Source organism: Microbacterium sp. 2216-1, from assembly GCF_046507855.1.
In the GTDB taxonomy this organism is placed as follows: domain Bacteria; phylum Actinomycetota; class Actinomycetes; order Actinomycetales; family Microbacteriaceae; genus Microbacterium; species Microbacterium esteraromaticum_C.
Genome location: NZ_JBKFTM010000001.1, coordinates 64,179 through 78,516, shown reverse-complemented (window position 1 = coordinate 78,516; position 14,338 = coordinate 64,179). Strand labels below are relative to the sequence as shown.

Annotated in this window: 13 protein-coding genes; 4 read left to right on the top strand and 9 right to left on the bottom strand. The window is 69.0% G+C overall.

What is annotated here, in order from left to right:
* Positions 1–13: 13 nt before the first annotated feature.
* From ACLD0U_RS00375 to ACLD0U_RS00365, 3 genes are all read right to left on the bottom strand, one after another.
* Positions 14–577 (bottom strand): TetR/AcrR family transcriptional regulator, encoded by a 564-nt coding sequence (locus tag ACLD0U_RS00375; protein WP_206821196.1) that lies wholly within the window; start codon positions 575–577, stop codon positions 14–16.
* A 77-nt stretch (positions 578–654) separates the two neighbouring features.
* Positions 655–1,014, bottom strand: a complete 360-nt coding sequence (locus tag ACLD0U_RS00370) for a fluoride efflux transporter FluC (protein ID WP_206550638.1) — start codon at positions 1,012–1,014, stop codon at positions 655–657.
* On the bottom strand, positions 1,011–1,415 hold the full coding sequence (locus ACLD0U_RS00365; RefSeq protein WP_410339495.1) for a fluoride efflux transporter FluC: 405 nt from the start codon (positions 1,413–1,415) through the stop codon (positions 1,011–1,013). The genes ACLD0U_RS00370 and ACLD0U_RS00365 overlap by 4 nt, the downstream gene beginning before the upstream one ends.
* 109 nt (positions 1,416–1,524) lie before the next feature.
* On the opposite strand from ACLD0U_RS00365, the gene ACLD0U_RS00360 reads away from it, so the two are divergent.
* A complete protein-coding gene (locus ACLD0U_RS00360) occupies positions 1,525–2,241 on the top strand; it encodes a Pr6Pr family membrane protein (RefSeq protein ID WP_410339494.1) in 717 nt (238 codons plus the stop codon).
* Here ACLD0U_RS00360 and ACLD0U_RS00355 read toward each other — a convergent pair.
* Complete coding sequence (locus ACLD0U_RS00355; protein WP_410339493.1) at positions 2,162–3,550, bottom strand: FAD-dependent oxidoreductase; 1,389 nt, start codon at positions 3,548–3,550, stop codon at positions 2,162–2,164. The genes ACLD0U_RS00360 and ACLD0U_RS00355 overlap by 80 nt on opposite strands.
* A gap of 109 nt (positions 3,551–3,659) precedes the next feature.
* Here ACLD0U_RS00355 and ACLD0U_RS00350 point away from each other — a divergent pair, with 109 nt between their 5' ends.
* Positions 3,660–5,102, top strand: a complete 1,443-nt coding sequence (locus tag ACLD0U_RS00350; RefSeq protein ID WP_410339492.1) for an alpha-L-fucosidase — start codon at positions 3,660–3,662, stop codon at positions 5,100–5,102.
* A gap of 69 nt (positions 5,103–5,171) precedes the next feature.
* Here ACLD0U_RS00350 and ACLD0U_RS00345 read toward each other — a convergent pair whose 3' ends face one another.
* The 4 genes from ACLD0U_RS00345 to ACLD0U_RS00330 are packed head-to-tail and all read right to left on the bottom strand — an operon-like array spanning position 5,172 to position 10,739.
* Positions 5,172–7,112, bottom strand: coding sequence for a DUF2264 domain-containing protein (locus ACLD0U_RS00345; RefSeq protein WP_410339491.1), 1,941 nt, complete (start codon positions 7,110–7,112; stop codon positions 5,172–5,174).
* A gap of 2 nt (positions 7,113–7,114) precedes the next feature.
* Positions 7,115–8,746 carry an extracellular solute-binding protein gene (locus tag ACLD0U_RS00340; RefSeq protein ID WP_410339490.1) on the bottom strand — a complete coding sequence of 544 codons (1,632 nt, stop codon included), beginning with the start codon at positions 8,744–8,746 and terminating at the stop codon, positions 7,115–7,117.
* A 27-nt stretch (positions 8,747–8,773) separates the two neighbouring features.
* Positions 8,774–9,715 (bottom strand): carbohydrate ABC transporter permease, encoded by a 942-nt coding sequence (locus ACLD0U_RS00335; RefSeq protein ID WP_224818326.1) that lies wholly within the window; start codon positions 9,713–9,715, stop codon positions 8,774–8,776.
* A complete protein-coding gene (locus ACLD0U_RS00330) occupies positions 9,705–10,739 on the bottom strand; it encodes an ABC transporter permease (protein WP_410340254.1) in 1,035 nt (344 codons plus the stop codon). Before ACLD0U_RS00330 ends, ACLD0U_RS00335 begins: the two co-directional genes overlap by 11 nt.
* Positions 10,740–10,928: 189 nt before the next feature.
* Between ACLD0U_RS00330 and ACLD0U_RS00325 the strand changes: the two genes are divergently transcribed.
* Together ACLD0U_RS00325 and ACLD0U_RS00320 are read left to right on the top strand one after the other, a co-directional pair.
* On the top strand, positions 10,929–11,936 hold the full coding sequence (locus ACLD0U_RS00325) for a hydroxyacid dehydrogenase (RefSeq protein ID WP_410339489.1): 1,008 nt from the start codon (positions 10,929–10,931) through the stop codon (positions 11,934–11,936).
* Positions 11,937–11,956: 20 nt separating this feature from the next.
* Positions 11,957–13,039: a substrate-binding domain-containing protein gene (locus ACLD0U_RS00320; RefSeq protein ID WP_206822751.1), complete on the top strand. Its 1,083-nt coding sequence runs from the start codon at positions 11,957–11,959 to the stop codon at positions 13,037–13,039.
* A gap of 103 nt (positions 13,040–13,142) precedes the next feature.
* On the opposite strand, the gene ACLD0U_RS00315 is transcribed toward ACLD0U_RS00320, so the two are convergent.
* Positions 13,143–14,315, bottom strand: a complete 1,173-nt coding sequence (locus ACLD0U_RS00315) for a Gfo/Idh/MocA family protein (RefSeq protein ID WP_410339488.1) — start codon at positions 14,313–14,315, stop codon at positions 13,143–13,145.
* Positions 14,316–14,338: the final 23 nt, after the last annotated feature.

Sequence of the window (14,338 nt, the reverse complement as noted above, 5' to 3'; positions counted from 1 at the left end):
CGGGGTGGGCGGATCAGTCGGTGGGCACGCCGAGGATGTCGGCGAGGGAGCTCTGCAGGAAGTCGCGTGTGAGCGGTTCATCGCTGATGCGCGCCTGCCAGAGCACGCCGTCGATGAAGATCGCGGCGGCGGTGGCTCGGTCACGGCCGTAGTCGTCGACGAGGAAGTCGCGCATGCGCTGTGACCAGCGGCGGGCGAGTTCCCGCAGCGGCGGGTCGTTGACGGCGGCGGTGACGACGGCACGGTCGGCTTCGAGCGCGCGGGCGTCGTCGAGTCCGCGCTCGATGAGTTCGGCGAGAACCGCCGGGGTGGCGCCGTGCTCGGCGAGGACGGTGCGGATGCCATCGACGCGGTCATCCACTTCGGATGCCAGGAATCGCAGCGCTTCGGCACGGAGGTCATCGAGGGTGGCGAAGTACTGCGTGGTGGCACCGAGCGGCACATCGGCGCGGGCCGCGATGAGGCGATGGGTGACGGCGCCGACGCCGATCTCGACGATCAGTTCGGCCGTCGCGGTGACGATGGCGCGACGTCTGCTCTCTGGGTCGCGCCGTCGGCGCGGTGCGGTCTCGGGCATCCCCACCCCCCCTTCTGTACATTTGTACATTTGCAGAGCTTGGAGGTCGCTGGGAACACGAGCCGCTGCGCGTCAGTTCACAGCGCCCGGCCGATGAGCAGTCCGCCGCCTGCCGCGAGGATGGCCAGAACCAGCATCCCGACCGCGTTGAGAGCGGATGCCCGTCGCGCGCCGTCGCGCCACAGTGCGACGGTGTCGACCATGGCGGTGCTGAAGGTCGTGTATCCGCCGAGGAATCCGGCGCCGATGACGAACGCGGATTCCGGCAGCGCACCGACCACGACCCCGAGGGCGAGCGATCCGGTGACGTTGATCAGCATCACGCCCCAGGGGAATCGGGTGCCCGCGTACCGCGCGACCATCGTGTCGACGAGATAGCGCACGCCGGCTCCAAGACCACCGCACACAGCCGCGAGCACGAACAGCAACGGAGTCATGCCGCACTCCCCCGCCCCGGCCGACGCCCGAGCCGCAGCCCGAGGGCGGCCGCCGCGAGACCGAGCGCAATGCTCACGACGACGTAGCCGACGGCGAGCGCCGGGGCGGTCTCCCACAGCGCGACGGTGTCGACGGCGAACGCACTGTAGGTGGTGAACCCGCCGAGCATGCCTGTGCCGACGAAGATCCGCAGATCCGAGGACGGCAGGCGTGCGACGAGTACCCCCAGCAGCAGCGAGCCCAGCACATTAGCCACGAGCACGCCGATGGCCGCCCCGTGCGCCAGAGCCCCCGGCACCAGCATCCCGACTCCCAGCCGCGCGGCGGTGCCGATCGCACCGCCCGCCGCGGCGAGCGCGGCCCGGCGCACGACGGTGCGCGGGGGCGTGGGGTTCGTCACCTGCGCCACTCTAGCCGCGGCGGGTGACGGCCAGGGCCCGGGCGTCGGTTCCGTAGACTCGGGAGACGCCCGCGCGGACGAGCGACAGCGTCAGGAGGACGACGACCGAGTGCTGACGAGACGGATCTTCGGGTGGTCGCGACTGCTCGCCGCGGTCGTGTGCGTCGTCGCGCTCGTGCATCGGATGCTGTGGGGCATGGGCGCCCAGACGGTCGCCGGCGACAACTTCTTCGCCTATCTGACGATCCAGTCCAACACCGCCTTCGCGGCGCTCGCCCTGGTCGCCGGCGTCATCGCTCTGCGCACGGATGAGGATCCGGCCTGGTTGACCACGGCACGCGCGCTGGTGCTGAGTTGGACCATCACCGCCGGCCTCGCCTTCGCCCTGATCGTCTGGCAGGCGGGTGTGCGCGGCATTCCGATTACCGTCCCGTGGTCGGATGTCGTGCTGCACTTCGTGCTGCCCGCCTGGTCGGTCGCGGCCTGGGTGCTCGGACCAGGACGGCGCGGTGCGCCGTGGCGCGTGGTGCCGTTCGTGTTGCTGTACCCGCTGCTGTGGGGTGTGTTCACGATCTGGCGCGGCAGCGTGATCGGCTGGTACCCGTACTACTTCCTCGACCCGCGGCAGGTGTCGGGCATCGTCGAGATGGTGCTCAGCAGCCTGGTCGCGCTGTCGATCTTCGCGTTCGTGGCGACCGCCCTGGTGCTGCTGAGCCGGTTGCGTCCGACCGCGGGCGACGGGGCGGTCACTGCTCTTGCACGTCCGGAACCGGCGCGAAGAACGCCAGTGACGCCCGTGCGGCGTCCTTCGCATCCTGGTCACTGAGGCCGGCGAACTCCTGTGCGGGGGCACCGCCGACCAACCCGACGAGCACCGGCTCGCCCGTGACCGGCAGCAGGTTGAGCCAGGTGCGGATCATGCCGTCACCGCCGATGACGTGCCAGATCGTCTGCTCGGCATCCCAGAACGGCTCATCGAACCGCATCCACACGGTCTCGATGTAGCCGGCCGCGAGGTCGGCGATCGCGCCGCGGTGCGCGAACGGCAGTGCGGGCGCGAACTCGATGGCCTGCTGCTGCAGCACGCCGAGCGGAACGGTGACGATGACGCGGTCGAACGACAGCGATTCGCCCGTGCCCATGCGCAGACTGACGCCGCGTTCGTCGTAGGCGGCCCGCACGACCGGAGAGGCGAGCGTGACGGCGATGCCGGTGAGACTGTCGTCGATGAAGGCGCTGAGGTCGCCGGTCACGCCGGTGAGCGCATCGGGCGCCATATCGGGCGCGTACCAGCTGGACGCCCGTTCCGGGTCGGCGCCGGTGGTGGCAGACAGCCACGCCAGCGCCGCGGCGAGCGCGGGATCGGTCGGGTCGGCGCCGCTGAGAGTGACGGCCTCGGCGACGGGGACGTCGGTCGGCAGCTCGCCCGCCTGCTCGACGGCCCGAACGACCGGCTCGACATCGAGCGTGTCGGTCGGCCCGTCGGCGGTCCACCCGGTGGCGCTGTCGAACGCGATCCGCCCCTCGCCGACGGTGATCAGTCGCGCTTCCAGAGCCGCGACGTCCTCGTCGCTGAGCAACCAGGCGCCGAGCTGCACGGGAAACGGCCAACCGTCGTCGTCCCCGCGGGTGAGCAACCGCCCTCCGGTGCGCTCGCGGGCTTCGAAGATCGTGACGGTGTGGCCGGCGTCGGCGACGGTGCGCGCCGCGGCGACCCCGGCTGCGCCGGCGCCGATGACGGCGACGCGTTCGGTATCGGATGCCCGTGTCAGCACCTCCTGGCCCGCGCGGCGCCCCGAGTCGACGGCCCCCAGCACGGTTCCCGGGTGCGCGGTGTCGGTGGCCTCGCCGGCGAAGAAGAGCCGGTCCATGACGGGAGCGGCAAGGGTCTCGCGACGCTGTGGATCGGAGCCGGCGGGCAGGTAGCTGACCGCCCCGAGGGAGTACGGGTCGGTGGACCAGGCGGATCGCGCCCATGCCGCGGGTGCGGGGACGCCGACCGGCGGCGAGGGCTTCGGCCCCGGCGTGCTGGTGCGGGTCGGTGTCGGCGCGGGTTCGGGCGTGCAGGCGGCGAGGAGCACCGCGACGGCACCGGTACCGGCGCCGGCGAGCAGGGTGCGGCGAGTGATGCTCATCGTCCTGACAGACTACCCGCGGCCCTCACCGACGGCCGGAACGTTGCCTATCCGAGACGCGGTTGCCTAGAATTGAAGGTAAGCGCTTTCCAACTATCGAGAGGCCGCCATGCCCGTCGTTCTTTCCCCCTGGACCGATCGCCGCCGCGACGAAGCGGACGCACGGCCGGTGCAGTACGGTCCGCTTGTGACCCGCCGGGACGACGAGGCAATGCGCCGGTTCCGCACGTACGGGCTGGGCCAGTTCATCCACTTCGGCCTGTACTCGATCCCCGGCAACCAGTGGAACGGCAAGACCTCGACCTCGCCGGCCCCCGAGTGGATCCGTTCCTGGCGCGGACCGGACGCCCCCGAGAACTGGACCGAGACGTACGACCGTCTCAACGAGGTGTTCGACCCGACCGAGCTCGACGCCCGCGCGTGGGCGCGGCAGGCGAAGCAGATGGGCGCCCGGTACGTGATCTTCACGACCAAGCACCACGACGGGTTCGCACTGTGGCCGTCGGCGTACTCCGAGTACACCGTCGCCTCGTCGCCGTGCGACCGCGACCTGGTCGGCGAGATCGTTGACGCGTACACGGCCGAGGGCATCGACGTCTTCCTGTACTTCTCGGTACTCGACTGGTCGCATCCCGGATACACCCGCACCGTGCCCGCCTGCGACGACAGCCGGGCCGGGTGGCAGGACTTCCTGGACTACACCCGCGCACAGCTGCTCGAACTGCTCGATCGGTACCCCGCCGCGCGGGGCCTCTGGTTCGATGGCACGTGGGATGAGTCGTGGATCGCCTCGCACGAGTTCACCCACCGCCTCGAGCAAGAGCTGCGCGAGCGCCGCCCCGGGCTGATCATCGGATCGCGGCTGCGCAACGACGAGCACGGTGCCCGCCACTTCGATTCGACCGGGGCGCTCCTCGGCGACTACGAGCAGGGCTGGGAGCGCAAGCTTCCGCGAAACCGAGAGATGCTCGACGGCAACGACTGGGACTGCGCTATGACGATCGGTCCGAACGCCTGGGGGTACATGCACGACACCTCCGGGCACTACCAGAAGACCGCCGACGACCTCGTCGATCTGCTGATGCGGTGCCGATCGATGAGCGGCAACCTGGTCGTCAACTTCGGTCCCGATGGCTCGGGTCGCATGACGGCGCACGAGACCCGGGTTGCCGAGCAGCTCGGCGACTGGGTGGCGCAGAACGCTGCGGCCGTCTACGACGCCTCGCACGTCGATCTCGAGCCCACCGGCATGGGGCACCTCACCGGCAACGACGACAGCGTGTACGTCACCGTGACCCACCGACCGGTCACGGGCGTCGCGCGCCTGCGCTTCCCCGCCGACGCGGCCCTGGTGCCCGTCGCCGCGCGCCTACTCGCAACCGGCGCCGCGCTCGAGCTGCACCGCCGCGACATCGGGTACGACCTCGACTCCGCGATCCACTACGACGTGCTCATCCCGGCGGACTTCGCCACAGGCCGCGCCTTCGTGATCGAGCTCACCCTCGGGCAGCCGACCGCGCAGAACGCCGACCGCGCCGACGCCTTCATGTGACACTCCTGTCACGACGATGCCCGGATCGGCCGGATCGGCCGATGCGGGCATCGTCAGGAGAGGCGGATGTCAGACCCGGGCGCCACCGATGCGGCCGGGCTGGCCGTCCCACGGCACCAGCGTGGACAGATCGAGATCCACGCGGATGCCGTCGTCGGGCCACTGCACGCAGATGCGCGTTCCGTCGACGGACACCTGCAGATCCCGGCGCGCGGCGACCGGATCCTCGTCGGCGTCGAGCAGCTGATGCAGCGCGACGTGCACGGTCTGCGCCGATGAGCGCGTCGCCCACAGGGTCGGAATGGCCGAGTACTCGCCCATGGCGTTGACGCCGCGGTGTTCGACGACGGCCGGCTCCTCCCAGCCGTGCAGCCCGGTGAGCACGACGCGATGCGCGTCGCCCACGGCTTCGGCGGTGAGCGCGCGGGCATCCGACGACATCGCCGGCGGCGCGCCCGCGGCGAGCGCGAACGCGCCCTCACGCAGCCGGTCGTGGGCGAGCGGCGCGGTGACCAGGTGCGCGCGCACCTCCATGCCGCGGTTCACGACCGAGGCGGTGACGATATGGGCGCCGGGGATCAGTGCTCCGTCGATCTGCGGCAGATGCACCGAGGCACTCATCGCGCCTTCGACCGCCGTGCCGCGGATCTTCACCCGTCGGCTTGGGCGACCGTGAGAGTCGAACAGCGCGATGTGCCCGTCGACGGCCTGCAGCCACCCTGCACCGACCTCGGGGGCGGTGTGCGTCGAGTACGCGAACGACGCGTAGTGCGGGTCGTCGCCGTCGGGGATGCCGTGGTTCTGCACCGGCAGGTCGGCGTGGTCCGAGCCGTGGTTGATCAGCACGACCGGGGCGTCGCCGCCCGCCGTGGTGATGCTGAGTCCGGTGTCGTCGAACGTGCGGGTGAGCGGCGGGGCCGCGACCGGTTCGGCAGGTGCGTTCCACACCGGATGCCCGTCGCCGAGGCTCAGTCCGAGAAAGCCGATACCGGCGAGATAGGGCGAGCCGAACCCGCTGTAGTCCTGCATGCTGTCGAGGCACTCGTCGTACCAGCCCAGGCTGAGCTGACCGTCGGCGCCGACGCCGTGGCCGACGAAACCGTCGAGTACCGAGGTCGCGAGCCGCCGGGTATGCCCAGGAGAGAGCGGGCTCACACCCGAGATCTCGGCGCACCAGAGCGGCGCGAGCGCGGCGGTGCGGTACGTGAGCGAGCGGCCGAAATGCACCAGAGCGCCGTCGGTGGCGATGAACGTCGACAGTCCATCGACGAACTGTGTCAGCCGTTCGAGATGCCGCTGCCCGTCGGGCGTCTGAGTGCGGTCGGTCATACGGTACCAGGCCCACAGATACGGGTGGATCGCCCACGCGTTGTAGTAGTCGATCGCATGGCCCGGGCCGTCGGTGTACCACCCGTCGCCGAGGTACCACCCCTCGACCCGCGCGACGTTGCGCTCGTTGCGCAGCCCGCGGGTGTCTCCGCCGCGGTGCCGGATAAACGCCTCGGCCATGGCAGGGAAGAGCTGCCAGTTGTTCTGCCACACCTCACGCTGGGCGTGATGGCGCAGCCACCCGAGCACCTGCTGCTGCTCGGCCTCGCTGAAGCGCTGCCAGAAGCGGTCACCGGCCGTGTAGAGACCGAAGGCCAGGTTGGCCGCCTCGACGATCGAGTTCGTGATCCCCGTCAGCGGAGGCCTGCACGTGACGCCGAGCGGCCAGCGCGAGGGGTGGTCCGTGCTGGTGCCGTCGACGATGGCCTGGGCGTAGAACTCGATCAGGGCGTCGGCGGTAGCATCCGACGGCTCTGCTCCCGCGATGCGGGAGGACGCGAGCAGAAAGCTGCGGCCGATCGTCTCCATCGATTCCCGGCGCACACCGTCGGCCGTGACCCGGCCGGGGAGGATCACCCCGGCCGGGTTGTGAGCGCCACGCTGCAGCACGGCGCTCAGCCAGAGGTCGGCGATGCCGTTCCAGTGTGCGCGCGCGGACGCGCCGTCTGCCGCGTGGCCCATGATCAGGCGCCCAGCGCCTTCTCGTACTCGCTGCGGGCCTTGTCTCCGCCGCCGGTGCGCCACGACTCGACCGAGGCCTTGACGTCGTCGAACGACTTGCGGCCGGCGATGTAGCTGATCGCGGTGTCCATGATGCCCTGACGCATGGTGCTGCCCTTCTTGGCGAAGGTCGGGCTGAACAGGGTGGCGGTCGGGTTCTCGACGCCCGTCGGGATCAGCGCGGAGTACGCCTCGTGGGTCGTGCGGATCACCTGCTCCTGCTGCGGCAGGTACAGCACCGGGCTGGGCGCGGCGATGTACTTCCACGGCACGGTCGTGTTGGCCAGCGCATCGGCGGTGGCCAACGGGTTGCCGTTGCCGTCGAGCGTATAGTCGGTGCCCTCGACGCCATAGTTGATCAGCAGGTACTCCTCGCTGCCGAACGGAGCGGCCAGCAGGTTGGCGACGCCCAGCAGCTTCTTGATCGACGCCTCGTCGTTCTTCTTGAACATGGTGCGGCCGAACACGACATTGTCCAGCCACGCGGTGGGCTTGCCACCGGCCGCGGCGAACGGCACGAACGGCGCCGAGCCGGGAACGGTGACGCCGTAGCCGTCGGACTTGAAGTACGCGGGCAACCCGTCGTAGATCTGAGCCACCTGGCCGTTGGTGAACGCGTTGACCATCTGCGACTTCGTCCACGCCTCGCTGCCGGGCACGATGTAGCCGGCAGCGGCAGCCTTCTGCACGAACTGGATCGCCTCGAGGAACTCGTCGGTCTCGGCGAAGTAGGTGAGCTTGCCGTTCTCTTCGCGCCACACGTTCGGCACGCCGAACAGCTGCTGGAACACGCTCAGTCCGAAACCGCTCGACCCGAACGCCCAACGGTTCGCCTTGGCGTTGGTGAGCTCCTTCATGACCGACAGGTACTCGTCGGCGTTCTTGATCTTCGAGGTGTCACTGACACCGACCTCGGCGAAGCGGTTGCCGTTGTAGAAGCCGAGGCCACCCGCGCCGCCGCGCGGGATGGGCAGGAAGTAGATCTTGCCGTCGCGCACGGTCTGTCGCCAGTACAGCTCGGGGATCGCGGCGAGGTTCGGGTAGTCCTTGATCGCGTCGCCCGACAGGAACGGCGTCAGATCCTGGCACTTCGCCTGCAGAAAGCCGATGATGTCGGGAATCGATGCGCCGTCATCGAGCATCATGTCGGGCACGTCATTGCCGGCGATGGTGGTGTTGATCTTCGCCGTGAAGTCGTCCGACGAGACCGCCGAGATGTCGAGCTTGCCGCCCAGGCGGCTCTCGATCTGCTGCCAGGCCGGGTTCTTGTCGCGCCCGTTCGGGGGCGGTCCGAAGATGTTGGTGATCGCCGAGAAGGTCTCACCCTTGAGCGGCGGGGTGCTGACGGTGCGCACCGGGTTCTTCGGGTAGTTGAAGAACGCGGCGGGCACGCCCTCGGCGGTGCCGGCCAGGTCGGCGGCCAGCCCCTCCGCCTTCACGAACGCGGGCAGCTTCACGGAGTCGGCGCTCGAGACGACGAGCTCCTGCCGCGTTCCGCAGCCGACCAACGACCCCGCGGCAGCGGCGCCGAGGATGCCGAGGCCCGCGACCTTGAAGAAGGTGCGCCGGTCGGCGGTGAAATCACTGATTGACATGTTCAGTCCTCTCTGACGAATGGGTGTTCAGCCCTTGATGGCTCCGGTGAGCACACCCTTGGTGAAGTACTTCTGCAGGAACGGGTAGACGCACAGGATCGGCACGATGCTGATGACGATGACGGCCATCTGGATCGCTTGACTGGGTGCGGCGATCTCGGCCGCGGCGCTCTGGTCGATCGATGAGCCCAGCAGCACGTACTGCCGCAGCACCATGGCCAGCGGCCACTTGTCGCTGTCGACGTAGAGCATCGCGTTGAAGAAGGCGTTCCAGTAGCCGACGGCGTAGAACAGACCGACCACCGCGATCACGGCCTTCGACAGCGGCAGCACGACGTGCCACAGGATGCGCAGGTCGCCCGCCCCGTCGAGACGTGCCGCCTCGGTGAGCTCGCTGGGGATGCCCATCATGAACGAGCGCACGATGACGAGATTGAAGGCCGAGAGCGCCGTTGGCAGGATCAGTGCCGCATAGGTGTCGAGCATGCCGAGTTCCTTGACCACCAGGAACGTGGGGATGATGCCGGGCGTGAACAGCATGGTCAGCAGGGCGGTCATCAGGAAGAATCCGCCGCCGAGCAGGCCACGGCGTGAGAGCCCGTAGGCCATCAGCACGGTCAGTGTCACCGACAGCGCAGTGCCGACGAGCGTGATGCCAACGCTGCGCAGCAGCGCCTCGGTGACGATACCGCCGGCGAAGATCGTCTGATATGCCGCGAGGGTCGGCTCGGCCGGAAACAGCACGAAGCCGTTGTTGCGGGCGATCTCCTCCTGCGTCGACAGGCTGGTGCCGATCACGATCATGAACGGATAGATCACGGCGATGCAGATCAGCAGCAGCACCAGGCCCTTGACCCCCTGCGTGGCGGCGGAGGGCTTCTCCATCCACACCGGTCGCCGGCTGGAGGTGAGCTTGCGGGCCTTCTTCTCGCCGAGGTTCACGACGGTCGTCGGTGCGTCAACGGTCACGGGAGTACACCCCATCCTGTCCGAACATGTGAGCGAGCTTGTTGGCGCCGAGCACCAGGAACAGTCCGACGACGCCCTTCACGAGTCCGACCGCGGCGGCTGTGCCCCATTGGCCGTCGACGATGCCGTGGAAGTAGACGTAGGTGTCGAGCACTTCACCGGCCTCGGCGCCGACGTTGTTGCGCTGCAGGATGATCTGCTCGAAGCCGACCGACAGGGCCGTGCCGAGGTTGAGGATCAGCAGCAGGATGACGATGGGCATGATGCCGGGGATGGTGATCGCCCACATGCGCCGCCACGGGCCCGCGCCGTCGACAGCGGCGGCCTCGTAGAGCTCCTCGTCGATGCTGGCGAGGGCGGCGAGGAACATGATGGTGCCCCAGCCGGCGTCCTTCCAGATCGTCTGCAGGGTCACCAGCAGCGGAAAGGTCTCGGGGTTGGTCATCGGGCTGATGCGCGGCAGCCCCATCGAGTCGAGCAGGTTCGGGATCGCCCCTGTGGGCCCCAGGATCTGCGTGAAGATCGAGATGATGATCACCCAGCCGAGGAAGTGCGGCAGGTAGATCACGCTCTGCACGAACTTCTTCAGTCCGGGCGACATGATGCTGTTCAGCAGCAGCGCCAGCATGATCGGCACCGGGAAGAAGAGCACCAGCTGCATGAGGGTGATCACCAGCGTGTTGCGCAGCGCGTACCAGAACGCCGGATCCGTGAACGCGATGGCGAAGTTGTCGAGGCCGACCCAGACGCTGTCGAAGAAGCCGAGGTAGGGCTGATAGTCCTCGAAGGCGATGATGTTGCCGGGGATGGGCAGCCAGTGGAACACCACGAAGTACAGGAATCCGGGCAGCACCATCAGCAGCATCATCCGGTCGCGCCGCAGGTGCGCGCGGAAGCTCAGCTTGGTGTCGGCCCTGCGGCCGCGCCGCGGTCGTCTCGGGGCGCCGGGCGGCGGGGTGTTCTGCGGCAAATCAGGCGCAGACGGTGCAGGTCTGCTCGCGACGGGTGCTGATGTCACCGCGATCCTCCGAACGTCGTCGTGGGGTGGTACCGAATAGTAAGCGATTTCTATGCAACGTAGCCCAGATCCTCACAGTGTGTCAAAGCCGGCGATCATATGCGCGTTTGGAACCCGTTTCCAGCGGCGCGGTTTGCCCCGGCGCTCGAAACCCTGATAGAAAACGGTTACTATTTTTGATCGATGGAGATGTACATGAACCCGCCGCCCCGCGTCGCTTTCGCGATGGACCCGGCAGCGCACGCCGCGGCTTTCCTGCCCGACACGCTCGAGCGCCTCGCTCGCATCGCAACCGTCGTCGACCCCGCGCCGCTCGGCGACCTGCGCTCCGACCGCGCGAGAGCGGCTCTCGCGCAGACCGATCTGTTGATCACCGGCTGGGGGGCACCGTCGATCGACCTGACGACCCTCGACGACGCCCCCGCGCTGCGCGCGATCGTCCACGCCGCGGGCACTGTGCGCCTGTTCCTCGACCCGCTCGTGCTCGAACGCGGCATCCGCGTCAGCAGCTGCGCCAGCGCCAACGCCGTACCCGTCGCCGAGTTCGCATTCGCCTGCACGATCCTCGGACTCAAGCGCACCAACCGCTTCGTCGCCCAACTGCACGCCACCAAGGGCACGCGAGACACCCGGCGGATGCCACCGATCGGCGCCTACGGAGTGACCGTCGGCGTGGTCGGCGCGTCCCGCGTCGGCAGGGAGATGCTGCGGATGCTGCGCAGCATCGACGCCCACGTACTGCTCAGCGATCCCTACATCTCGACCGAAGAGGCACAGGCACTCGGCGCAGAGCTGGTCAGCCTCGACGAGCTCTGCCGGCGCAGCGCTGTCATCAGCATCCACGCCCCTCTGACCGACACCACCGCAGGGATGATCGGCGCACGGGAACTGGCGCTGATGCGCGACGGTGCCGTACTGATCAACACCGCCCGCGGCGGGCTGATCGACACCGCCGCCCTGACCCGCGAGGCGGTCGCCGGGCGCATCGACGCCTACCTCGATGTCGTCGCCCCCGAACCGCTGCCGGCGGACTCGCCGCTGTACACGCTGCCGAACGTCACCATCACGCCGCACATCGCCGGCGCGCTCGGCAACGAGGTCTCGCGGCTGGGCGAGCTCGCCGTGGCAGAGGTGGCCCGCTTCGCCGCCGATGATAGATTCGACCACGAAGTGCGCCCCGCAGACTTCGCGATCATGGCGTAGCCGCTTCGTCTCGAGGGAACGTGTCATCACCAGCTGACCCCGCACAGCGCACCGCGCACCGACGCGCAGCCACGATCAGCGACGTGGCCGAACTGGCGTCGGTGTCGACGGCGACGGTCTCGCGCGTTCTCAACGGCAACTACCCCGTTGCCGCCGCCACCCGCGACCGGGTGATGCGGGCCGTCGCGAAACTTGGCTACGCGGCCAACGCCAATGCCCGGGCGCTCACCAGGGCCGGCACCGAGATCATCGGCGTCGTCGTGCCCGAGATCGTCGACCCGTTCTTCGGCTACCTGATCCATGGTCTCGAGCAGGCAGCCGCAGAGGCCGGGCGCCTGCTGATCGTCGCGACCACCAGCGGCGAGCCGGAGCGCGAGATGGCGCTGATCGACCGCATGCGCGAGCAGCGCGTCGACGCCGTCATCGTCGTCAGCGGCGCCCGCGACGAGCCCTCGTACCACCGCCTGCTGGCGCAGCGCGCCGAGTCGCTGGAGGGCATGGGCAGCCGTCTCGTGCTCTGCGCGCATCCGCCACTGCCCCAGCCGAGCCCCAGTCGCACCGTCGCCTACGACAACGAGGGTGGCGCGTTCGCGATCACCGAGCACCTGATCGGGGTCGGGCACCGCCGGATCGCCCTGGTGGGCGGACGGCGCACGCTTCCCGCCATGCGCAGCCGCCTCGACGGCTATCTGCGCGCACTGACGGCGCGGGGCATCGAGATCGACGAGACGCTGATCCGCATGGACGGATTCGGTCGGCACTCCGGCCGCACTTCCACGGCGGCCCTGCTGGGCGAGAGCACCGGCGCCACGGCGATCCTCGCGGTAAACGAGACCATCGCCGCGGGCGTCTACGAAGCCCTCGCCGAGGCCGGCCTGCGGATTCCCGACGACATGTCCGTCGCCGCATACGATGACACTCCCCTGGCCACCGATCTCACGCCGAAGCTGACCACCGTGCACGTGCCGCTCGAACAGCTCGGCCGCGAAGCGCTGCGCGCGGCTCTCGCCGACCGCGACGCCTTCTCGCGCGACCCCGACGAGGTCGTGACGCTGGGCACCTACCTGGTGCACCGCGACTCGGTGGCTGCCCCGGCGCACTGACGCCGTCGCCCACCGCACTGTCTCCGCCTCAGACCGCACCGTTCCCGCCGAGGAATGCAGAACGGCCCCGCCTCCGTCTGCACGGGGCGGGGCCGTTCGCGGCTCAGGCCTCGACCTGGCCGCGGGCGAAGTAGGCGACGAGATCCTCGTCGAGCGCCGGCACATCGATCGCGGAGCCGTCGGCACGCAGCGACTGCGTCGCGAGGATGCCCGCGGCGACCGATTCGCGCGCGGCGACCGGCGACGTCTCAGTGAGACCACCGTCACGCACGAAGCGCAGGAACTCGGCCACGAGCAGACCGTCAGCGCCGTCGTGTCCGGCATCCGGGGCCGACTCGATCGGGAACGTCTCGTCGGCTTCGGCGTAGCCGCGGTGACGACGGTTCCACAGCCGCACCTCGCCACCCGACGAGTCGCCGATGTTCTCGATGCGCCCCTCGGTGCCGATCACGGTGTAGTTGCGCCAGTAGTCAGGGGTGAAGTGGCACTGCTGGTACGAGGCCATCACACCACCCGCGAGGCGCATGTTGACCATCGAGATGTCCTCGACGTCGACCGTGGGGTGCAGCCCGTCGAGCGAGGTCGGCGGCCAGTTGTCGAGGCTGAACCAGTCTGGCATCCGCTCGCCCGTGCGGTCACGGCGGTCGTCGATGCCGCCGTACACACTCAGCTCACCCATCGCGGCGACCTGCTCGGTGTACGCACCGGCGAGCCAGTGAATCACGTCGATGTCGTGCGCGCCCTTCTGCAGCAGCAGCCCCGTCGTGCGGGTGCGGTCGGCGTGCCAGTCCTTGAAGTAGTAGTCGCCGCCATGGCCGACGAAGTGACGGCACCACACGGCCTTCACCTCACCGATGCGTCCCTCTTGGATCAGTCGGCGCATGAGCGTCACAACGGGCATGTGGCGCATGTTGTGCCCGATGTACAGGCGGGTGCCGGTGCGGCGGGCGGTCTCGAGCATCGCGTCGGCGTCGGCGAGGTCGATCGCCAGCGGCTTCTCGCAGAACACCGGCACGCCCGCCTCGAGGGCGCGGATGCTGATCTCGGCGTGCGTGTGGTCGGGCGTGAGCACCATGACGGCGTCGACGCCGGATGCCAGCAGCTCGTCCAGTGAGTCGGTGATCAGCGCGTCGGGCAGTTCACGACGTGCGTCTTCACGGGCGCGTTCGGCGGGATCGCAGACCGCGGTCACGCGCGATCCCTCTTCGGGACGATGCACTTCTCTGCGCAGCGATGCGCGGGCACCGAATCCGATGATGCCGATCTTGAGGTCCAAGAGTTCTCCTTCTGATTTCTTCG

Coding starts and splice junctions, on each gene's coding strand:
- ACLD0U_RS00375 (WP_206821196.1), bottom strand. CDS start 577: ATGCCCGAGACCGCACCGCGCCGACGGCGCGACCCAGAGAGCAGACGT.
- ACLD0U_RS00370 (WP_206550638.1), bottom strand. CDS start 1,014: ATGACTCCGTTGCTGTTCGTGCTCGCGGCTGTGTGCGGTGGTCTTGGA.
- ACLD0U_RS00355 (WP_410339493.1), bottom strand. CDS start 3,550: ATGAGCATCACTCGCCGCACCCTGCTCGCCGGCGCCGGTACCGGTGCC.
- ACLD0U_RS00350 (WP_410339492.1), top strand. CDS start 3,660: ATGCCCGTCGTTCTTTCCCCCTGGACCGATCGCCGCCGCGACGAAGCG.
- ACLD0U_RS00345 (WP_410339491.1), bottom strand. CDS start 7,112: ATGGGCCACGCGGCAGACGGCGCGTCCGCGCGCGCACACTGGAACGGC.
- ACLD0U_RS00340 (WP_410339490.1), bottom strand. CDS start 8,746: ATGTCAATCAGTGATTTCACCGCCGACCGGCGCACCTTCTTCAAGGTC.
- ACLD0U_RS00325 (WP_410339489.1), top strand. CDS start 10,929: ATGAACCCGCCGCCCCGCGTCGCTTTCGCGATGGACCCGGCAGCGCAC.